This is a genomic window from Nocardia sp. NPDC058658 (assembly GCF_042716665.1).
In the GTDB taxonomy this organism is placed as follows: domain Bacteria; phylum Actinomycetota; class Actinomycetes; order Mycobacteriales; family Mycobacteriaceae; genus Nocardia.
Map to the genome: position 1 here is coordinate 23,573 of NZ_JBHXRR010000031.1, position 19,892 is coordinate 43,464.

At 66.4% G+C, this 19,892-nt stretch carries 21 protein-coding genes; 10 read left to right on the plus strand and 11 right to left on the minus strand.

The features are described from left to right. Positions 1-20 precede the first annotated feature (20 nt). Both ACFWUP_RS28900 and ACFWUP_RS28905 read left to right on the plus strand, forming a co-directional pair. On the plus strand, positions 21-971 hold the full coding sequence (locus ACFWUP_RS28900; RefSeq protein ID WP_379239135.1) for an endonuclease/exonuclease/phosphatase family protein: 951 nt from the start codon (positions 21-23) through the stop codon (positions 969-971). Positions 972-1,045: 74 nt separating this feature from the next. After that, on the plus strand, positions 1,046-2,491 hold the full coding sequence (locus ACFWUP_RS28905) for a metallopeptidase (RefSeq protein WP_379239136.1): 1,446 nt from the start codon (positions 1,046-1,048) through the stop codon (positions 2,489-2,491). Here the strand turns inward: ACFWUP_RS28905 and ACFWUP_RS28910 are convergent. From ACFWUP_RS28910 to ACFWUP_RS28920, 3 genes are read right to left on the minus strand one after another with little or no spacing between them, the layout of a single operon-like run. Then, positions 2,484-2,945, minus strand: coding sequence for a 6,7-dimethyl-8-ribityllumazine synthase (locus tag ACFWUP_RS28910; protein ID WP_379239137.1), 462 nt, complete (start codon positions 2,943-2,945; stop codon positions 2,484-2,486). The two genes, ACFWUP_RS28905 and ACFWUP_RS28910, sit on opposite strands and share 8 nt — an antisense overlap. A gap of 33 nt (positions 2,946-2,978) precedes the next feature. Next, positions 2,979-3,815, minus strand: coding sequence for an alpha/beta hydrolase (locus ACFWUP_RS28915; RefSeq protein ID WP_379239138.1), 837 nt, complete (start codon positions 3,813-3,815; stop codon positions 2,979-2,981). Further along, entirely contained in the window at positions 3,812-5,230 is a 1,419-nt protein-coding gene (locus tag ACFWUP_RS28920; RefSeq protein WP_379239139.1) for a M20/M25/M40 family metallo-hydrolase, read from the minus strand. Before ACFWUP_RS28920 ends, ACFWUP_RS28915 begins: the two co-directional genes overlap by 4 nt. 118 nt (positions 5,231-5,348) lie before the next feature. On the opposite strand from ACFWUP_RS28920, the gene ACFWUP_RS28925 reads away from it, so the two are divergent. After that, positions 5,349-6,092: a DUF4191 domain-containing protein gene (locus tag ACFWUP_RS28925; RefSeq protein ID WP_379239140.1), complete on the plus strand. Its 744-nt coding sequence runs from the start codon at positions 5,349-5,351 to the stop codon at positions 6,090-6,092. Positions 6,093-6,164: 72 nt separating this feature from the next. Here ACFWUP_RS28925 and ACFWUP_RS28930 read toward each other — a convergent pair whose 3' ends face one another. Beyond that, the gene (locus tag ACFWUP_RS28930) at positions 6,165-6,620 is read right to left on the minus strand and encodes an RDD family protein (RefSeq protein WP_379239141.1); all 456 of its coding nucleotides are present in this window, start codon (positions 6,618-6,620) and stop codon (positions 6,165-6,167) included. 287 nt (positions 6,621-6,907) lie between these two features. On the opposite strand from ACFWUP_RS28930, the gene glnA reads away from it, so the two are divergent. Further along, positions 6,908-8,344: a type I glutamate--ammonia ligase gene (glnA, locus tag ACFWUP_RS28935; RefSeq protein WP_379239142.1), complete on the plus strand. Its 1,437-nt coding sequence runs from the start codon at positions 6,908-6,910 to the stop codon at positions 8,342-8,344. Positions 8,345-8,454: 110 nt separating this feature from the next. On the opposite strand, the gene ACFWUP_RS28940 is transcribed toward glnA, so the two are convergent. After that, positions 8,455-8,916 carry a MarR family winged helix-turn-helix transcriptional regulator gene (locus ACFWUP_RS28940; RefSeq protein WP_379239143.1) on the minus strand — a complete coding sequence of 154 codons (462 nt, stop codon included), beginning with the start codon at positions 8,914-8,916 and terminating at the stop codon, positions 8,455-8,457. Positions 8,917-9,006: 90 nt separating this feature from the next. Here ACFWUP_RS28940 and ACFWUP_RS28945 point away from each other — a divergent pair, with 90 nt between their 5' ends. The 3 genes from ACFWUP_RS28945 (at position 9,007) to ACFWUP_RS28955 (ending at position 11,014) form a co-directional block, all read left to right on the plus strand. After that, positions 9,007-9,459 carry an SgcJ/EcaC family oxidoreductase gene (locus tag ACFWUP_RS28945; protein WP_379239144.1) on the plus strand — a complete coding sequence of 151 codons (453 nt, stop codon included), beginning with the start codon at positions 9,007-9,009 and terminating at the stop codon, positions 9,457-9,459. 168 nt (positions 9,460-9,627) lie between these two features. Next, on the plus strand, positions 9,628-10,713 hold the full coding sequence (locus ACFWUP_RS28950) for a protein kinase family protein (RefSeq protein WP_379239145.1): 1,086 nt from the start codon (positions 9,628-9,630) through the stop codon (positions 10,711-10,713). A 34-nt stretch (positions 10,714-10,747) separates the two neighbouring features. Then, positions 10,748-11,014 carry a hypothetical protein gene (locus ACFWUP_RS28955; protein WP_379239146.1) on the plus strand — a complete coding sequence of 89 codons (267 nt, stop codon included), beginning with the start codon at positions 10,748-10,750 and terminating at the stop codon, positions 11,012-11,014. A 502-nt stretch (positions 11,015-11,516) separates the two neighbouring features. Here the strand turns inward: ACFWUP_RS28955 and ACFWUP_RS28960 are convergent. Both ACFWUP_RS28960 and ACFWUP_RS28965 read right to left on the minus strand, forming a co-directional pair. Continuing rightward, entirely contained in the window at positions 11,517-12,101 is a 585-nt protein-coding gene (locus ACFWUP_RS28960) for a hypothetical protein (RefSeq protein WP_379239147.1), read from the minus strand. Positions 12,102-12,243: 142 nt separating this feature from the next. Next, positions 12,244-12,483, minus strand: a complete 240-nt coding sequence (locus ACFWUP_RS28965) for an EthD family reductase (protein WP_379239148.1) — start codon at positions 12,481-12,483, stop codon at positions 12,244-12,246. A gap of 263 nt (positions 12,484-12,746) precedes the next feature. Here ACFWUP_RS28965 and arfB point away from each other — a divergent pair, with 263 nt between their 5' ends. Next, on the plus strand, positions 12,747-13,175 hold the full coding sequence (arfB, locus tag ACFWUP_RS28970) for an alternative ribosome rescue aminoacyl-tRNA hydrolase ArfB (protein WP_379239149.1): 429 nt from the start codon (positions 12,747-12,749) through the stop codon (positions 13,173-13,175). A 99-nt stretch (positions 13,176-13,274) separates the two neighbouring features. On the opposite strand, the gene ACFWUP_RS28975 is transcribed toward arfB, so the two are convergent. Then, positions 13,275-14,192: a LysR family transcriptional regulator gene (locus ACFWUP_RS28975; RefSeq protein WP_379239150.1), complete on the minus strand. Its 918-nt coding sequence runs from the start codon at positions 14,190-14,192 to the stop codon at positions 13,275-13,277. A gap of 119 nt (positions 14,193-14,311) precedes the next feature. Here ACFWUP_RS28975 and ACFWUP_RS28980 point away from each other — a divergent pair, with 119 nt between their 5' ends. Both ACFWUP_RS28980 and ACFWUP_RS28985 read left to right on the plus strand, forming a co-directional pair. Further along, complete coding sequence (locus ACFWUP_RS28980) at positions 14,312-14,788, plus strand: DoxX family protein (protein WP_379239151.1); 477 nt, start codon at positions 14,312-14,314, stop codon at positions 14,786-14,788. A gap of 72 nt (positions 14,789-14,860) precedes the next feature. Then, positions 14,861-16,498: a CocE/NonD family hydrolase gene (locus ACFWUP_RS28985; RefSeq protein WP_379239152.1), complete on the plus strand. Its 1,638-nt coding sequence runs from the start codon at positions 14,861-14,863 to the stop codon at positions 16,496-16,498. A gap of 1 nt (position 16,499) precedes the next feature. Here ACFWUP_RS28985 and ACFWUP_RS28990 read toward each other — a convergent pair whose 3' ends face one another. The 3 genes from ACFWUP_RS28990 to ACFWUP_RS29000 form a co-directional block, all read right to left on the minus strand. Then, positions 16,500-18,200: an alpha/beta fold hydrolase gene (locus ACFWUP_RS28990; protein WP_379239153.1), complete on the minus strand. Its 1,701-nt coding sequence runs from the start codon at positions 18,198-18,200 to the stop codon at positions 16,500-16,502. A gap of 65 nt (positions 18,201-18,265) precedes the next feature. After that, the gene (locus ACFWUP_RS28995; RefSeq protein ID WP_379239154.1) at positions 18,266-18,820 is read right to left on the minus strand and encodes a TetR/AcrR family transcriptional regulator; all 555 of its coding nucleotides are present in this window, start codon (positions 18,818-18,820) and stop codon (positions 18,266-18,268) included. Between the two features lie 65 nt (positions 18,821-18,885). Continuing rightward, positions 18,886-19,830, minus strand: a complete 945-nt coding sequence (locus ACFWUP_RS29000; protein WP_379239155.1) for an NAD(P)H-dependent flavin oxidoreductase — start codon at positions 19,828-19,830, stop codon at positions 18,886-18,888. Positions 19,831-19,892 lie beyond the last annotated feature (62 nt).

Consider the following 19,892-nt stretch of genomic DNA (forward strand, 5'->3'; position numbering starts at 1 on the left):
AGCCCGCTTAGGGTGGCCGCATGATGCGTAAATGGGTGCAGCGATCGTTGCTCGTACTGGGGTGGGGCGCGGTCGTCGCGGCGGTGATCGGGATCGTGTTGCATGTCGTGGACTGGTCGCAGAAGTCGATGGTGTTGCTGGCTTCGGGTGCGATGTGGTTGATGCTCGGTGCGGTCGTCGGGCTGGTGCTGATGCTGCTCGCACGGGGTTGGCGTAGCTCGGGGGCGGCGGCGCTGGTGCTGGCCGGTGCCGCGTGGTTGGTGGTGCCGTCCTACATTCCCGAGGCCAGGGCAGCCGCCGGTCCGGAAATCGTTGTGTTGCAGTCGAATATTCTTTTCGGGCTGGCCGATCCGAACGCGGTCGTCTCGACGGTGCGCGACAACAACGTCGACGTGCTCACGGTCGAGGAACTGACCCACGACTCCATCGTGCGCTTGCGCGAGGCGGGCCTGGAAGAACGACTGCCCTACTTCTACACCGAAGCCACCGAATCCGGTGGTGGCGGCACCGGCATCTACAGCCGATACCCGTTGCGCGACACCAAGAAATACGACGGCTTCACCATGAGCAATATCTCCGCGATCATGGAGCACCCGCAGCGCGGCCCGATGCCGGTGTTCGCCTTCCACCCGATCCCGCCGAACCTCGACTTCGCCGCCTGGTCGGCGGAGATGCGCAAGATCGACGAGATCCTCGCGGCCACCAGCGCGCCTGCGATCGTGGGCGCGGATTTCAATGCCACACACGACCATTCGGCCTACCGGGCTCTGCTCGACGGCGCGTTCGCCTCGGCCGCCGACCAGACCGGCGACGGCGTCCTGCTCACCTGGCCGGACGATCGCCGGTGGGGCCCGGTGATCGGCATCGACCACATTCTCGTCGCCGGTGGCGTGGCAGAACAGATCCGCACCCTCACCATCCCCGGCTCCGACCATCGCGCGGTGCTGGCCACGATCCGAATGGACCTGTGACACCAGTCGTTTACCATGTGATCGCTCGGTAGCGGACCGCACAGCGTTCGCGTCATTTATGGGGAGGACAGCGCGTGAGAAGACATCGGTTCGGCGCGGCCATGGCAGCTTTGGTGAGCATCGGCATGCTCGTATCCGGTTGCAGTGCAACCACAGTCGCGAGCGATCAGGCGCAGCCGGTGATGGACAACCCGTGGGAGGTGGCGGGCGCGGCGTCGTCCAGCGGTCCCAGCGGTTCGCGTCCCGGTGTGCCCGACACCGACAAGAAGGCCGAGAACGGGGACAACGGCAAGATCGACAAGCTCGCTCTCAACGCCCTCGCCGACATCGAGGAGTACTGGAAGACCGAGTACCCCAAGACTTTCCGTGGCGACTTCAAGCCCGCCTCGAAGGTCATCTCGTGGTCGGCCCGCGCCTCCGAGGCGGAGTCGGTGCAGTTCTGTAAGTCCAGCACCTACAAGCTGGTCAACGCCGCCTACTGCCCGCTCGATCACACCATCGGCTGGGACCGTGCGGTCCTGCTGCCGCTGCTGGTCGAGAAGTACAAGGAGATGTCGGTGGTGATGGTGCTGGCCCACGAGTACGGCCACGCCATCCAGTCCCAGGCCGACCTGCTGCGCGGCTTCTTCACCGACGCGCTGGTCAAGGAGCAGCAGGCCGACTGCCTGGCCGGTGTGTTCCTTCGCCATGTGGCCGAAGGCAATTCGAAGCACTTCACGCTCAACACCACCGACGGCCTAAACGGTGTGCTCGGCGCGACCGTCGCCGTGCGCGACCGCGACCCCAATGATCCCGACGCCGTGCACGGTTCGGCGTTCGAGCGGGTCAGCGCGGTGCAGATGGGCTACACCGACGGCGCCAAGTCCTGCAAGGACATCAACGAGGCCGAGATCGAGAAGCGTCGGGCAGGCCTGCCGGTCACCTTCGACGAAGGTGAACGCGACCAGCAGCTCCCGGTGAACAAGGAAAACCTGACCACCCTGGCCAACCAGCTTGGCAAGTCGATGCCGGTGAAGAACGCGCCGAAGTTCGACTACGCCGGCGTCACCCGCAGCTGCTCCTCGACGACCACCACTGAGCCGGTGTCCTACTGCCCCGGCTCGAACACCATCGGCACCGATATTCCGGCGATGGCCAAGCGGGCCGGTGAGGGTGCGAGCACCAAGGAGGAACCGCTGTCGGCGGTCGTCACCGGCGACTACAACGCCGCCGCCGTGTTCGTGTCCCGCTATGCCCTCGCGGTGCAGCAGGATCGCAAGCTGTCACTGACGGGTGCCGATTCGGCGGGCCTGCGCACCGCCTGCCTGACCGGCGTGCTCACCACGAAACTCAGTGAGCCGAACAGTGATCCGCGCCTGTCGGCCGGTGACCTCGACGAAGCGGTCTCTGGCCTGCTCGCCGACGGTCTCGCCGCCTCCGATGTGAACGGCAAGGTGGTGCCGAGCGGATATCAGCGCCTCGAGGCGTTCCGCACCGGCGTTCTCAGCGGCGAACAGGCCTGCCTGAACCAGTTCAAATAGCGGCTGGCAGTGACCGCAGGGAGCTGAGGGTGTTCGCCACCGCGCGGGCAGCCTCGGCTCCCTTTGTCACGAAGTGGTTGGTGTAGTAGTCCACGTGCTCGCTGTGCTCGTGGAAGTGGTGCGGGGTGAGCACCACCGAGAACACCGGTACGTCGGTGTCGAGCTGCACGCGCATCAGGCCGTCGATCACGGCGGAGGCGACGAAGTCGTGGCGGTAGATACCGCCGTCGACGACCAGTGCCGCGGCGACGATCGCGTCGTAGCGGCCGGTGCGGGCCAGTCGCTGGGCGTGCAGCGGGATCTCGAAGGCGCCGGGGACGTCGAACACCTCGACGACCTCGGGGTCGAACCCGAAGCCGGTGTATTCGGCGAGGAACCCCTCGTGCGCCTTGGTGACGATGGAGCTGTGCCAGCTCGCCCGGATGAAGGCAACGGCGCCGGTAGACGTGGTCATGCTCGGAGTCTACTAGGTCACCGCGACGAAAAGCTACCGGTCGGTAACATGCGCTGACAGCCAGTCGGTGACGTCGCCGAGCACCTTCGCGCGCTCGGGTTCGTTGAACACCTCGTGGAACAGCCCCGAGTAGCGCAGCACCGTCACATCGGTCGAGCCCGCGTCGCGTTCTAGGAGATCGGCGCTCGACGGTGACGCGATCACATCGGCGGTGCCGTGCAGCACCAGCAGGGGCGCGGTGAGCGCGCCGAGCCGCTGTTTCACCAGCGCGGTGTGCTGCAGGATCTCCACCGCGGTGCGCGCGGGCAGCTTGCCGCGGAAGGTCAGCGGGTCCTCGTCGTAGGCGCGCACCACCTCGGGATCGCGGCTGATCGTGGACGAATCCAGGGTCAGCACACCGAGATTCGGCGCGAACCGGGTGAGCAGGGGAGCAGCGAGGCGCTGGAGCGGGTTGCCGACCGCGATGTCCAGGGGCGGCGCGGACACGATGATGCCCGCCACGTCGACCGGTCCGCGGGTCGCCTGATGCAGGACGACGAGGCTGCCCATCGAATGCCCGAGCAGGAACCGGGGAACATCGGGATGGGCGGCGCTCGCGAGGTCTAGCAGCGTCGCGACATTGTCGGCGGCGCTCTGCATCGAACCGATATTGGCGGCCGCGCCCTCGGACAGACCGTGCCCGACATGGTCGAGCGCGTAGACCGCGAAACCTTCCGCGGCCAGCGCGTCGCCGACATGCTCGTAGCGTCCCGAATGTTCGGCGACGCCGTGGACGAGCACCACCACCGCACGGGGAGCGGTCTCGGGTTGCCATGCGCGCCAAGCGATCTTGCCGCCGTGGCCCGCGAACTCGCCGGTGTCGGTTGTCATCGTGGCGCTCCTGTTGTTTCGGGCGCCGCGGCGAGCCGCTCGATGAGACGCCGGTTGAACTCGATCAGGCGAGCGTAGTTGAGTCGCGAGATCCGCTCGTCGGTTCCGTGGATCCGTTCCAGATCGGCCGCGGTCAACATGATCGGCGCGAAATTGCAGCGGGTGACGGCCAGGCCGTCGTAGTGGCGCGAATCGGTGGCGCCGGGCACGATTCCGGTGGTCGTCACGATTCCGGGCACCAGGCTCGAGGCCAGCTCGGCGACCATGTCGAACGCCGGTCCGGGCTCGCTGAACTGCGAGGGTTCCGAGGCGGGTCCGACGAGGTCGATCGCCACGCCGATATCGCGGATCACCCGAGCGCAGTGCGCCAGCACCGCCGCCACCGAATCACCGGGCAGGATACGGAAATTCACCAGTGCCTCGGCGCTCTGTGGGAGCACATTGGCCTTCACCCCACCGCTGATCACCGTCGGCGCGGTGGTGGTGCGGACGAGGGCCTCGGTGGTCGGTCCGGTCGCCATGATCCGGGCGATGAGCGGTCCGGTCAGCTTGGACAAGCCGCGCGCGTCGGTGAGTTCGAGCAGTCGGCGCCGCGGTTCGGGTAGCGCTTCGCGCATGCGGGCGAGCATGTCGCTGATCACCGGGGTGAGCCGCAGTGGCATCGGATGATCCTGCACCCGGGCGACCGCCCGAGCCAGCCGTCCCACCGCGGTCTGCTTGCCCGGCATCGAGGAGTGGCCGCCGGTCTCGGTGACCGAAAGCCGCACCGTCGCATAGCCTTTCTCGCCGAGCATGATGCTGGCCACCGGCCGGTCGACGCCGTCGGCGACACCCTCGGTGATCACCCCGCCCTCGTCGAGCAGTAGTTCCGCGCGCACGTTCTGTTCGCGCAGGTGCTGGGCCATCCGCACCGCCCCGCCGTCACCGAAGACCTCTTCGTCGTGCCCGAAGGCCAGGAACATGGTGTGGCGCGGGCGAATTCCAGCTTCCAGGGACGATTCCACTGCTTCCAGGACGGCGAGCACGCGACTCTTGTCGTCGATCGCCCCACGGCCCCAGATGAATTCGTCGTCGACGACACCGTCGAACGGGGGATGGGTCCAGCGTTGCGCGTCGTCGACCGGCACCACGTCCTGATGCCCGAGCAGGATCGCCGACACCGCGCCCGGCTCGACGCCGTCCCAGCGGTAGAGCCTGCTGTGCCCGAAGGTCGTCAACGACAGCTCGGTGTGCACGCGGGGAAACGACGTTTCCAGGTGGGCGGCCAGGCGGACGAACTCCGCGTCGGCGGTGTGCGCGGGATCTTCGGTCGACACCGTCACGCACTGCAGTGCGACGGCCAGCCGCCGGGCGACCTCGTCGTCGACGCCCTCGGTGACGGGGGAGGGGGCGGGGTTCTCGGTGATCGGACGCATCCGTGCCATTGTGGCCCGCCACGCCGCCCTTCGCCCGGAAAGACGCCCGAAACGCCGGGATCGTCGTGCGGTGTGATGCGGTCAGACGTCCCGGCGACGCGCCATCTAAGCTGACACCATGGCAGGAGGCAAGGGCGGCAAGCCGTCGAAGGAAGCCAGGGCCGCGGCTAAAGCGGCCCGTAAGCAGGCATCACGCGAACGTCGTCAGCAGTTGTGGCAGGCGTTCAACATGCAGCGCAAGGAAGACAAGGCGCTGCTGCCGCTGATGATCGGCGCACTGGTCGGCACCACGGTGGTTTTCTTCCTCATCGGGCTGATCTTCGACATGCAGTGGTTCCTGCTGCCGCTGGGTCTGCTGCTGGGTGTGCTGCTGGCATTCATCCTGTTCGGGCGCCGCGTGCAGAAGAACGTGTACCGCAAGGCCGAAGGTCAGGCGGGCGCCGCGGCGTGGGTGCTGGAGAACCTGCAGGGCAAGTGGCGGGTCGCCAACGGCGTCGCCGCGACCACCCAGCTCGACGCCGTGCACCGCGTCATCGGCCTGCCCGGGGTGATCTTCGTCGCCGAGGGTTCCCCGCAGCGCGTGAAGTCGCTCATCCAGCAGGAGAAGAAGCGCACCGCCCGCCTGGTCGGTGACACCCCCATCTACGAAGTGATCGTGGGCAACGAGGAAGGGCAGATTCCCCTCAAGGAGCTGCAGAAACACCTCACCAAGCTGCCGCGCAACATCGACGTCAAGCGGATCGACCAGATCGAGGGCAGGCTCACCGCCCTGAGCTCGCGCAGCGGTCCCGCGATGCCGAAGGGCCCGATGCCCCCCGGCGCGAAAATGAAGGGCATGCAGCGCGCGATCCGTCGCCGCTGATCCGCACTATCGTCCCGAGCCCGTCGCCTGACCGCAGGTGGCGGGCTCGCGGCGTTTCAGGGGCGTTGCGTTTCAGCGGGCGTTGACCAGTGCGGTGCCGGTGGCCTGGTCGTGCATGCCGCGCCCGTCGGCGTCGGTGAACAGCGCGGGGATGACGAAGAAGACCAGTACCTGCCGGGCGAGCGCGCGCACGAACCCGACCGGCACCGGCGCGTCGATCCGCAGCACACGCATTTTCATGAAGTACTGGCCCGGAGTGAAGCCGAACAGCGTCACCGCGGCCACACCGACCACGAACCACACCATCAACGGCACCGACGACGATGCCAAGCTGCCCGTGATCACCGCCGCGATCCCGACCGCCATGAACCAGTCGAGGAACATCGCGACCACCCGGCGCCAGGTCGGTGCCAGCGAGCCCGCACCCTCGCGCGGCAGCCCGTACAACTCACCGGGATAGCCGATGATGTCCGAGTCGCCGGGTTCGCCCGGGGAGCCGGAGAGCCATGTGCCGGTAATACGCGCCATGACCCCAGGATAGTGGCGCGCGGTCGGCCGCCCACGACCGCGTTAGTGGAGGTCACGTCAGCGCGCGATCGCGCGGATGGCAGGATTAGCGTGCAGGTTGCGCCCTGGTGGCCGAGATCATCAAGGTATACGGCCTGCGTAACACTGGCGAAACACAGCCTTGACCGATGGGAAACACCGCATCCTTAGCGTCAGGGCGCGACGAACCCTGCCGTAGCGACTGCTTGCAGGTCGCTCGCAAGGGCCAGCACTGTGACTGGCTGGGAACCGATCCGTAAGGAGAACAAGTGACGTTCAGCACGGCCGAAGAGGTCATCCAGTACATCAAGGAAGAGGACATCGAATACGTCGATATCCGCTTCTCCGACCTGCCCGGCGTCCAGCAGCACTTCTCGATCCCCGCGAAGGCGTTCACCGCCGACCTGGCGGAAGAGGGCCTGGCGTTCGACGGTTCCTCGGTGCGTGGCTTCCAGTCGATCGACGAGTCGGACATGCTCCTGCTCCCCGACTTCAGCACCGCGCGGATCGACCCGTTCCGTAACGCGAAGACGCTCAACATGAACTTCTTCGTGCACGACCCGTTCACCCGTGAGGCCTACTCCCGCGACCCGCGCAACATCGCGCGTAAGGCGGAGGAGTTCCTGCGTTCGACCGGTATCGCCGACACCGCGTTCTTCGGTGCCGAGGCCGAGTTCTACATCTTCGACGGCATCCGCTACGGCTCGGAGATGAACGGCTCGTTCTACGAGATCGAGTCCGTCTCGGGTTCGTGGAACACCGGCAAGGAGTTCAACCCGGACGGCAGCCGCAACCTCGGCTACAAGGTCCGCAACAAGGGTGGCTACTTCCCCGTCGCTCCGTACGACCACTACGTCGACCTGCGCGACGAGATCTCGACCAACCTGCAGAACGCGGGCTTCGAGCTCGAGCGCGGCCACCACGAGGTCGGCACCGCCGGTCAGGCCGAGATCAACTACAAGTTCGGCACGCTGCTGTCCGCGGCTGACGACCTGCAGCTGTTCAAGTACATCGTGAAGAACACCGCGTGGAAGGCCGGCAAGTCGGTCACCTTCATGCCGAAGCCCCTGTTCGGCGACAACGGCTCGGGCATGCACGTGCACCAGTCGCTGTGGAAGGACGGCAAGCCGCTGTTCCACGACGAGGCCGGCTACGGCGGCCTGTCGGATCTGGCGCGTCACTACATCGGCGGCATCCTGCACCACGCCCCGTCGCTGCTGGCGTTCACCAACCCGACCGTCAACTCCTACCACCGTCTGGTGCCGGGCTACGAGGCCCCCATCAACCTGGTGTACTCGCAGCGCAACCGCTCGGCTGCCGTGCGTATCCCGGTGACCGGCAACAACCCGAAGGCCAAGCGCATCGAGTTCCGCGCGCCGGACTCCTCGGGCAACCCGTACCTGGCCTTCGCCGCCATGATGATGGCCGGCCTGGACGGCATCAAGAACAAGATCGAGCCGATGGCTCCGGTCGACAAGGACCTCTACGAGCTCCCGCCGGAGGAGGCCAAGAACATCCCGCAGGCCCCCACCAGCCTGTCGGCGGTCATCGACCGTCTGGAGAACGACCACGACTACCTCACCGAGGGCAACGTGTTCACTCCCGACCTCATCGAGACCTGGATCCAGCTCAAGCGCGACAACGAAATCGCGCCGGTCAACCTGCGCCCGCACCCGTACGAGTTCGAGCTCTACTACGACGTGTGATCCTGACCTGCGGAAACGGGGCTGATTGACTCGTTCCGTACGCAGTAGGTACGCAAAGAATCCCCCTGGCTATCGGCCAGGGGGATTCTTGCTTTCGGTGCCCGCGACTGTCACGGTCGGGCCGACCTGATCTCCTCGGTCGCTTCGCGGAAGGCGGGTGCGGCGTGCGCGAAGTAGTCGAAGAGCACCGCGCGCTGCTCCGGTGTGTAGCGGTCGAGGACCTCGGCGATCCGGTGGCGAGCCGGTGCCACCAGCTCGCCGATCCCAGCGAGAGCCTCGGCGACCGGTTCGACGACAACCTTGCGACGGTCGGCCGGGTCGACTGTTCGGCGAACGTAACCCGCCCGTTCCAGCCGGTCGATGAGGCGGGTTGTCGCCCCGGTCGTCAGCCCGGTTCGTTCCGCCAACTGCCCCGAGGTCAGTGCGCCGGCCAATCCGAGCTGGCTGAGCGCGTACCACTCGGAGGCATGCAGTCCCGCCGCCGCCGCACCCGCCATCCCGTGCAATCCCACGGCATCGAGGTAGGCGCGGAAGACCTCCTCTTCGGAGTTCTGCTGACCACTGGTTGCCATGAAGCTCGAACCCTCCTACTCTGATAGTTGCACGTGTGCAGATATTTACTACGTGCAGATAAAATGCAGCCTACCCACTCGGAGGAAATCATGGCCACTACCCAGGACGATCAGCGCGCGGTTACCGAGGTGATCGCCGGTCTCGTAGATGCCTGGCGTCGCCACGACGCCGACGCCTACGGGGCAGCCTTCACCCAGGACGCCACCTACGTCACTTTCGTCGGCACGTACTACCGAGGTCGGCACGACATCACCGAAAGCCACCGCATCCTGTTCGCCAAGTACCTCAAGGGAACTCAGCTCGCCGACGAAATCCTCGGCATCCGATTCCTCGGCCCCGACACCGCCGTCGTCACCGGCCGCGGCGACTCGTACAAGGGCGCACGCCCCAAGAAGCTGACCAAGGTGCAGACCTACACCCTGATCCGCGAGCCCTCCGGCCAGTGGCGCGTCGCGGCATTCCAGAACACGAAACGCAAACCGCTGATGGAAGCCATCTCCTTCAAAACCGCCCCCGGCCTGATCCCGTCAGCCCAGCGATGAGCGAAAACCCGCATGCTGCAACAGTTTTCGCAGGGCGCGAGGATGTTCGCGATCACGTGGCAAGGGTATGTCTGGACGTCTGACAGGTCGAAGATCGCGATAGGTTGACTGTTGATCGCGGGCGAAATCGCGAGTGAAACGGGGAGGGTGATCGTGGTGATGCGCGGTATGTCGCGCCCGGAGCGCGTGCGCGCCCACAGCGCCGTCTCCACGGCCCTTGCCCTGCACAGCGATCACGCATTGCGCGAGCTCGTCGATGCGGCAGTGCCGCTGGGTTCCGGTATCGGCGGGAAGTCAGCGCTGCTGGAGATCGCCGGCACTCCGGTCTTCGTGAAGCGGGTGCCACTCTCCGACCTGGAACGGCAGCCAGAGCATGTCCGGTCAACGGCGAACCTGTTCGACCTGCCAATGTTCTACCACTACGGCGTCGGCCTCGTCGGCGGCGCGGGCTTCGGGGCCTGGCGCGAGCTCGCCGTGCACATCATGACAACGAATTGGGTGCTCGCTGACGAACGCGAGACCTTCCCGCTGATGCACCACTGGCGGGTGCTGCCGGACACGACGCCGCTGCCGACCGAACTCGCCGACATCGATCGCGCCGTCGCCTACTGGGACGACCGACCCCAGATCCGCCACCGGATCGAGGCAGTTCGGGACTCTTCGGCGAGCATCGCACTGTTCCTGGAGTACATCCCACAAACCCTGCACGAGTGGCTGAACACCCAGGTCGAGGCAGGCGATGGGGCCACCGACCGGGCCTGCGCCATGGTGGAGCGGGAGTTGGCCGAGGGCACCGCGTTCATGAACAGCCGTGGGCTACTGCACCTCGACGCGCACTTCCACAACATCCTGACCGACGGTCGCCGCCTCTACTTCGCCGACTACGGCCTCGTGCTCTCCTCCGGTTTCGACCTCGCACCGCAGGAAGCCGCGTTCTTCGACCACAACCAGACCTATGACCGCGGCTTCACGGCCACCTACCTGTCGAATTGGCTGCTCACCGCCCTGTACGGACTCCGGAAGGACGACCGAGTGAGACGCGCCGCGATGGTTCGCGCCATCGCCGAGGGTGAGCCGCCGAAGGACATCTCAGAGGGAGCCGCCGCGGTCCTCACACGGCAGGCGCCGGTTGCCGCAGAGATGTCGGCATTCATGCTTGCTTTCCAGCAGGCGAGCCGGAGCATCCCATATCCGGACGAGGAAATCCGCCGGCTGCTGGACGACCAGGTTCCTGTACCCGTTCGGCCGACGTGACGGTCATAAGAACAAGGCTCGTGGAGAATGCAGCGTGGCTGATCGTATCGGGGTAGTGAGCGCCCTTCCCTCAGATAACGAAGGCCGCCGCCTGCTCCTCCTCGACGGACCACTCGCTGGGGCGCGCCGCAACGCGGTCAACGAACTCGGAAGCCGCGCCATCTACTACCTTCCTCGTCCACCCGCTGGCGATATCCCCAGACCGCCCCAACCCGCACTCGTCTACGAAGTCGTGACGCTCGGCGTCGACGGCAAGCCCGCAGAACTCCGCTACGTCACCGATCCAACCCGGACCGGTTGACGAGAAGTCGAAGTTCCAGCGCCTGCGTCGGTACTGATGACGCCGTGGTGAAAACCGCTCGACAACAGTGGACGTCGAGGCATTGGATTCGTGAATGGGATTGGCGCACAAAGGGTCACGGATCATCAACGTCGATGGCGTGCGGTATCGGTGGGTTGTCGCTCCTGACGACGAGCCTGGACTTGCCATCGTCGTCGAAATCGCGGACGGACCAGGGCAGCGCATGGTCACCTGGGTCGATCACGGCACAGTGATCGCTCCGGGTCTGGTCGCACGAGTGATCCGGACCGTGCTCGAACGGGACTGGACTCCGCACCGGTGCCGTACCCAGGTGACCCACCGATGACACCCCGCCGACTCCGTAGACGAGTTGCTCACCGGCTGACCGCGATCACGCGCCCTGCGGCATTACAACGCTCGGCTGCCGTCCGAACAAGGTGCAGACAGCGCTAACTAGACCTTCAGGAGCGGTTCCGGATTCGGCCCGCCAGATTCGTGAACGCTATCCTGCCCAGAAGCCGACGAGATCCTTGTCGGCAGCCTTGGATTCGCGGAACCACTCGACGATGCAGTCGGCGTAGCCGCCGTGGTCGTCGGGCCCTGCGGCAATGGTCTCCCACTCTGCCAGTTGTTCCGCGCAGCTCTCCTTGTCGATGTGACCCCAACCGTTCGAGTCGGTGAAGGGAAACGGGTCCTCGCCGTCCATATCGGTGGCCAGGCTCAGGATCTCGTCAGGAAGACCGTCGTAGCCGAACCAGAAACTCGCGTCGCCGATGTCTCGGCCGATGTCCGCGCAGATCAATTCCAACGCCGAGATGTAAGCATCGGCGTGGTCCTCGTCGAACGGTCCGCCATCGAAGATTGTCCGCAGCGCTCGCGGATGCCGCGCATCCTCGCAGGGGTCGCACTCCTCACAATCAGGTCCCGCACAGTCAGGAAGATCGCACGGTTCGCAGCAGCCGTCTGCCGGATCATGATCGTCGGACAGCTCAGCGATCAGCCGATTCAGAAACTTCTCGTCCTTGGACCCGATGACTGCCTCGACCTCTGCCAAGTCGACAAGGTATACGTGCAAGATATGTGACACGACGCGAATCCTAGCCAGCCACAACGACATTCAACGGCATTTGAGGGTGGCGATGTACGGAAGATTCTCCGAAACTGCTGCAGAGTGTTGTGCCTGAGCTGAGCCAGCTCACAACGGCCGACCGAACGCGAACCGCCGTGCCTCAGCCGATGCCATCCTGCACCGGATAGTCGATGACGACGACCCCGCCGGTGGCGTAGTTGGCGACATCGGCGGACGACAGCCGACCCTGCGGCGACTCCCGCGACGCGGCCATGGCGGCGGCGTCGGCAGAGTCGGCCTCGAAGCCGGGCATCTTCATGACCAGCGGAAGGTGGTTGGTTACGTAGTAGTCGCGGAAGTGGTCAGGGTCAGCGGGTTCGGGATAGAGGACCACTGGCACACGAGCTGCGTTTGCTGCCGGGCTGCCGTAGGAAAAGTCGCCGGGTCCGGCACGTTCGAACTGGGACGGGTGTGACGCAAAGGTTCGACCTTCATCGCGCTTTCCGAGCGGGCACAGGTGAGCATCGGCGGCGAGCGTGGCGCCGGAGACGCCCTGGGCTCAGTAGTCCACGCACACAAGGTCCCGCTATCGTGAACCACAAGCTCGCTACTGGACCCGTGTGGTCGAGTCGACTCGCGAATCGGAGAGAACGGCATCGGATCATGGCAGAGGACCTGACCGTGACTCGGACGCTGGTGATACCCGGGGCCGAGTTGCGCGAGCGGTTCTCGCGGTCGTCGGGTCCGGGCGGTCAGCACGTCAACACCACCGACAGCCGGGTCGAGCTGTCGTTCGACCTCGCCAATTCGCCCTCGGTACCGGAGTGGCTGCGCACCCGGATGCTCGACCGCCTGGCTACTCGTCTGGTCAACGGGGTGCTCACGATCGCCGCCTCGGAGCAGCGCGCACAGCTGCAGAACCGCGCGACCGCCCGCGATCGCCTGGCCTCGCTACTCCGCGACGCCGCAGCCGCCCCGCCGCCTGTTCGCCGCCCCACCAAACCTTCGCGCGGCGCGAAGGAACGCCGGATCTCAGCGAAGAAGCGGCGCGGCGTCACCAAGCGCAACCGCCGCGCCTCGCCTGACGACTAGGTCTGCGGAGTCGGCGGGAGGGGACCGCGCGGCAGATCATGTCCGGCTGCGGCGCAACCCCCGCCCAGTTGCGTCTGAGTCCGGGAATCCGCGCCGGTGTCAGGAAGCGCCGCGGCGCAGGCCAGCTTGCTCATCCCTCGCGAATTCGACTGTGAAACGGACGAATTCGGCCACCGATCGCGACCTCGATCCCGCAGGCCACACGACCGAGTTCACATGCGGGCTCGCGTCGATGACGGGCAGGTGGACGATGTCGGTCCGTGGATAAGCGTTCGCGACGGAGAGTGGCAGCAGGGCGACCGCGTGTCCTAGCGCGACGAGTTCGATGACCTGGGTGATGTCACCCACCTCGGTGGTAGCGGCTTCGACAGGCTCGGCGAACTCGACGGGATTGCGCAGGTCCCGACCGGACCAGTAGAGGCGTTCGTCCGCCGTGGCGTTGTGGAAAACCGGGATGGTCTCGCCGAGCAGATCGCGACAGCGCAGTTCGCGCCGGGTGGACAGGCGGTGGTCGGTGGCAACCACCGCGATGCGGGGCTCCTCGGTGAGCACTTCGGATTCGAGGCCACGGCTGTCGAACGGCGAACCGACGATCGCGACGTCGGCTCGACCGTCGCGCACCATGTCGGCCTGGCGGCGGTGGCCCGCGACGAGGATCTCCACCACCGGGCTCTCGTGAGATCCAGCGAACGCGTCGACCACGCGCCGCAACAATCCGGACGCTATGCCAGGTTTCGCGGCCGCGACCAGCGTCGATCGGTTCATTCCGGCGCGCTGCGTCCGGGCCGCCGCCGCCTCGATCGCGGCCAGCGCGCGCAACGATTCGTCGAGCAGGGTCCGTCCCGCGTCCGTCAGTGTGACGCCTTGCGCGCTCCGAACGAAGAGTTCGACGCCGAGTCGCCGTTCGAGCAGTCGGATCGCGCGCGAGAGCGGTGGCTGCGCCATCCCTAGTGCTGTCGCGGCGCCCGAGAACGTCGAGTGCTCGGCGACGGCGACGAAGTATCGAAGTTCTCTCACCTCGAGATCCCCCATACCTCGAGGGTATCGGGGCCAACCCGATCTGTCCTTCCTCGGCGAATGATTCCCTGTTGCCATGGACATGCCCGAAACATCCGATTCCTTGCGGAAGGTCGACAATGAAGACCACAGTGCTCACCGACAGTTCACCGCTCGTCACCGACACGGGAAAGCTTGTTCTGCGGCTGGCGACAGCGACCGTGTTCCTGGTGCACGGGCTCGACGATTTTCAGACCGGACTCTCGAATATCGTTGCGCTGCAAGGCGAAGCAGGCATTCCCCTCAACGAAGTGAGTGGCCGGTTCGTTCCGATCTGGCTGACCTTCGGCTCGCTACTGTTCCTCGTGGGCGCCCTCACCCGCATCGTCGCGGCGGGATATGTGTTCATCATGGGCGGCGCGTGGATCTTCGCGCACGCGTCGAATGGATTCTTCGCCGAGAACGGCGGATACGAATTCGTCCTGATTCTCGGCGCGGCCTCCCTGGCGCTGCTGTTGACGGGGCCGGGACGATTCAGCGTCGACCAGCTCGTCGTCGACCGCCTGAGCAGGCCGAGCTCCACCAGTTCGCCGACCCGCCGTCGAAGCGGCGTGTGAGGTTCGCACGCGGCGCGGACCCCCGGATAATCGGGGCTGGACTCCGAAGCGGGGAACGGCAATAGTCCGGGGGTGAAATTGGGTGTGGTGGCTCGGGTCGTGGTCGGTGTGGCGTTGGTGCTCGGGATGGTGGCGCCTGCGAGTGCCGAGCCGACGTACACCTGGACGCAGGAGTATCTCACCGCCCCCGACGGGACTCGGCTGCATGCCGATGTCTTGCGCCCACCGGGTGTGGCGGCCGATCAGCGGACCCCGGTGCTGCTGACTGCCAGTCCGTATCGGGCGCACCTGGCCTATCTGTCCCAGCCTCGGCCCGGCGGTGGGCCGTCGATCGAAAACCTGCCGGTCGAATGGGCGCTGCGGGCCGGATATACGTATGTGATCGTGGATCTGCGCGGGTTCGGCGGGTCCAACGGGTGTCCGGATTTCGGGGGGCCGGGGGAGCGGTCGGATGTGGCGGCGGCGGTGGAGTGGGCGGCGAGCAGGCCGTGGTCGACCGGGCGCGTCGGGATGGTCGGGACGTCGTATGAGGGGTGGACCGGGATGATGGCGCTGGCCGCGAAGCCGAAGGGGCTGGCGGCGGTGGCGGCGTTCGAGCCGGTTGTCGATCCGTATTCCTATCTCTACATGCAGGGCACCGCGTGGAAGTTCGGCGGAAAACCGTTGACCGAGGACGGGGTTCGCCCGGCCGACACCGCCGGTGCCGAACACCTGGCCATCGCCTCGACCCCCGGCCACCCGGCCGACAGCGACGAATACAAGGCCAACGCGGTCCAGATGACCCAGGACTGCGCCGCCCGCTACCTGGCCCTCACCACCGACCACAACGCCGCCAACCCCGACTGGCGCGAACGCGACATGGTCGATGCCGTCCGCGGCAACACCACCCCGATGTTCCTCGGCCAGAGCTTCCTCGACTCCAACACCCGAGCCGACCGCATCGTCGAGGCCTGGGAAGGCAGAGGTCCCGGCGACCACCGCGCCTGGTTCGGTCAATGGGGCCACTCGGACTGCCGTGAAAAGTGCGGCACACCCCATTTCGCCTCGGAGCTCTACGCATTCCTGGACAAACACGTGGCGGGCGCCGATGTCGAGGTGCCCGGCCCGCCCGTGACCGTCGGCCAGTTCGACGGCGGCTGGCGTAGCGAAAATGTCTGGCCACCAACCGATTCCCGACGCACGTCAGTCGCACTGCGCACAGGTACCTACAGCGATCGCGGTCTGCTGCCCGGTGCGGACCGGGAAATCTGGTCGATCTCGGACCCGGTCACCGAGCCCGTCCACCTGGCGGGCCGAGCCACTGCCGCCCTGAGTCTGTCCGGCCCGCCGGAAGCGACTGTCGCACTGGAGCTTTACGACATCGCGCCCGACGGCCGCGCCACCGTCATCACCCGCGGCATCGCCCCCGTCCGTTCCGAAGCCGCAGTCCGGCTGCTCTGGCAGGACGCCCGCCTGGCCCCCGGCCACCGACTCGGCGTCCGCATCACCAACGCGGTCGACGACGTGTGGTCGCACACGCCGACGAACGCAGCGGTCACGGTCACATCTGCCCGCCTGGAACTGCCGCTGCTCACCACACCGCGAGAGCTGAATCTGACTGGCGGCGTTCCCACTTGGCACGCACGGTGGCGAACCGAGGAAACCATCGCACTTCAGCAGGAGCTGCTGAACGACCCCGCGCTACGCATCGAGCTCGCTCCGATCGGGTGAACTATGTTGCAGCGGAGGTCTGTTCGACTCGCAGCGCACGCGCGACGAGGCCGGGATGGGTCAACTGCGGGTAGTGCCCGGCGCCGGCGATGGTGGTGACGGCCCGGTCGGTCGGCTCGACCAGCGGATCGTCCGAACCGACGATGATGTCGACCGGAACCGATACCTGGACCAGCTCGGCGGCGAGTTCATCCCGCGAGGCACCGGCGGCGCGCAAGGCCGCCCACGTGCGCTGGGCGACGCCGGGTCGTCGCAGGTCGGCGACAGCGGAGGCGATGGCAGGTCCGTCCGGAATGCCCAGTCGCGCGGCCAGTTTCGACGCGGGCATCCGCCTGACCACCTCGGCGGCGATGGGTGAACCCGTGAGCCGGGAGGGAGGCTGCTGCAGGAAAGCGGGTGCGATGAGCACCAGTCGCGACACTCTTTCAGGATGGCGCAGCGCGAATTCGATTGCGGCCCAGGCACCCAGCGAATGGCCGACGATGACCGGTCGAGTTCGCACCGGTGCCATCAGTTCCTCCATCCAGTCACCCATCGACGGCGAAGACGCCGAACGTCCGAGGCCGGGCAGGTCTGCCGTCAACACCGGGGCATCCAACTCTCGCGTGACGTCGATCCACGAGTCGCTGTCGAGCGGAATGCCGTGCAACAGCACATATTCCGGCTCGACCTGCTCACCGACCAGCCAGGTCCCGTCCCGGAAGCCGGATCGCGGTGCGGGCGCATCGGCGCCGTTGCGACTGGCGACGACTCCGTCCGCGTAAGTGCGCAGCAGGTCACCTACAGGCGGATGGCTGACACCGAGACGCAGTGCGACGACGTCACTTTCGCTGGTGTCGTACCGATCTGTGCTGAGGAACGACAACGCTTCGGGATCGGCATGAGTCATTGCCCGAGGCAGTCGCCGGACCAGCGCCGTCGGCAGCGTGAAGCGCGGCGCGGCAACATGCAGATGATCGGCGACGAGCCGAATCAGTTCGGGCAGTGCGGGAGTCGTCGCATCCAGTAGTGGATACGACTTGCCGACGGTGTCGGGCTGGGTAGGCAGCCCGGCGATGAACCGGACCACATAGTCGAGATCGACGACCGGAACGAAGGTGTCGGCCGAGCCTGGCAGCGCTGGCAAGCGACCCCGCCAGAGATTGTCGATGATGTCGGCGAGCCCGAAATACTGGCCGGGCCCGAGCACCCCGGCCGGATTCGCCATGGTCAACGGGATGTCACGCTCGGCCGCGATACGCCGCAGCAGGACATCCGCTTCGACTTTCGACGCCTCGTACGCGCCGTTGCCGTAGTCCTGTGTGCCCCCGTCCTCGGCGGCGCGATAGCCGGTGATGTGCACGATGCGCCGCAGATCCGGTTGCCGCGCAGCCCATTCCAATACGTGCACCGCGCCATCGAGGTTGACCCGACGCGCCACCTCCGCGTCGAGGCCGAATTTCATCAACGCCGCCGCGTTGTACACATCACGCACCCCGTCGACGGTGTCGCCCAGCGCGAGATCCGGTTCGCCGATATCGGTCGTCGTGATGGTCAAGCCGGCGGTGTCGACACCCTGTCCGTCGAGCCAGGTCCGCAGTCGATCCTGACTGCCCGCCCGCAGCGCGGCGGTGACGGTGTGCCCGGTCCGCAGCAGTTCGGCGACCAGCGAGCGGCCGATGAATCCGGCGGCGCCGAAGACGACCGAGTCCGTATGTTCCATGTGTCCTACTTTCAGTAGACCGATTTACATATTTTTAAGCGATGAGGCCGCAAGTCGGGGTGAGTTCAGATCAGAACATCGATGGTGTCGGCGAGGTGCCGAAGCGGTTGGCGGGACCGATGGGTGCGAGCCAGCACCAGCCCGCCTTCGATCAATGCGAGTGCGACCGTGGAGATCCGTTCGGGTTCGGGATGGTCGAATGCGATCAACCGCTCCCGGATCGCCTCTTCCCAGAGTCGATAGGTCGCCGAACAGGCTTGCTGCACAGCCTCATTGGTGGACGCGGTATCCAAGGCAACGGCCGCTACCGGACATCCGATGGTCCAATCCGAGGCTTCCAATTGATCGCCGAGCAAGTTCACCATCTTCCGCGCGAAATCCCGTGCGTCCGCCGCCTCGATCGTGCGGATGATCGCCGCGATATCGGAACCGCTCTCGGCGAGCGCCGCGGCCACCAATTCGTCCTTGCCGCCGGGGAAGTGGAAGTACAGCGACCCGCGTGGCGCACCACTTTCCTGCACGATCTGGTTGAGCCCGGCCCCGAAATATCCATGCGACTCGATCAGTGACCGCGTCGCACGGATCAACTTGCACCGAGTTTCGGCACCCTTTTTGCCCACACCCGCAAAACTAGACCGATCTACATAATTTCGCAACCGGCGGCCGACCCACACCCGTCGGTCGACTACGTGCTGCGCGCTCGCAGAAGCTCCGCCGCGTCCGCACACAGCCGCTCGAGAACGGTCGCGGCAGGCTCGATATGGGTCACCAAACCGACGCCCTGACCCGCATCGACGGGCGCGAGCCGAGGATCATCGGCCGCGATCGCCGTGCGCAGACGTTCGGAATCCGGCATCTCGTCCGATCGTGTCCACGGGTCCGTGAACTCGTTGCGCAGCACGCGCGCCGGATAGATCGGTGGCCATGGCAGATCGAGCGCCTCGTCGAAAGCAGTGGTGACGGTGGTGCTGTTGGAGTCCGCGGCCAGCATCGCGAGGCGGGCGGATTCGGACAGCAGCGATTCCTCGGCGGCGGCCAGACAGGTCCCCAGCCAAGCACCCGCCGCGCCCGCTGCGAGCACGGCCGCGAGCGTTCGCCCGGAACCGATACCGCCTGCGGCGAGAACCGGGACGGTCGCGATGTCGAGCACGGCGTCGAGTAGTGGCAGCAGAGCCAGCCGGTCGGCCCCGTGACCACCACCTTCACTGCCGCGCGCCACGAGCAGATCGACCCCCGCGTCCTGCGCGCGGTGGGCGCCGGGCGCGTCGTACACCTGGGTGACGGCAAGGATGCCCGCCGCCTGCACCTGCGACACCCACGAGAAATCCGTGCCGAAACTGACCGAGATGATCCGCGGACCTGCCTCGATCGCGGCCGCGAGCAATCCGGTCTCGCGGGCGGCGACCCAGTCGACGAGCCCGATTCCGTCCGGCGTCCCCGCGACGGCCAACTCGCGCCGCAACGCCGCCACCGACCCCGCACTGCCCATCCCGATCATCCCGAGCCCGCCCGCCTCGCGCACCGCCGCCGCGAGCCGCCCGCCCGCCGCACCGCCCATCGGCGCGTTCACCACCGGCATGCGCAGCCCCAGCGATCGTGACCACTGTGTCGACAACGCCGGTTCCCGCATGAGTGCACCTTTCGTCGGCTGTTCCCATCATGACCCACCCCATCATCACGGTGTGGCGCCGG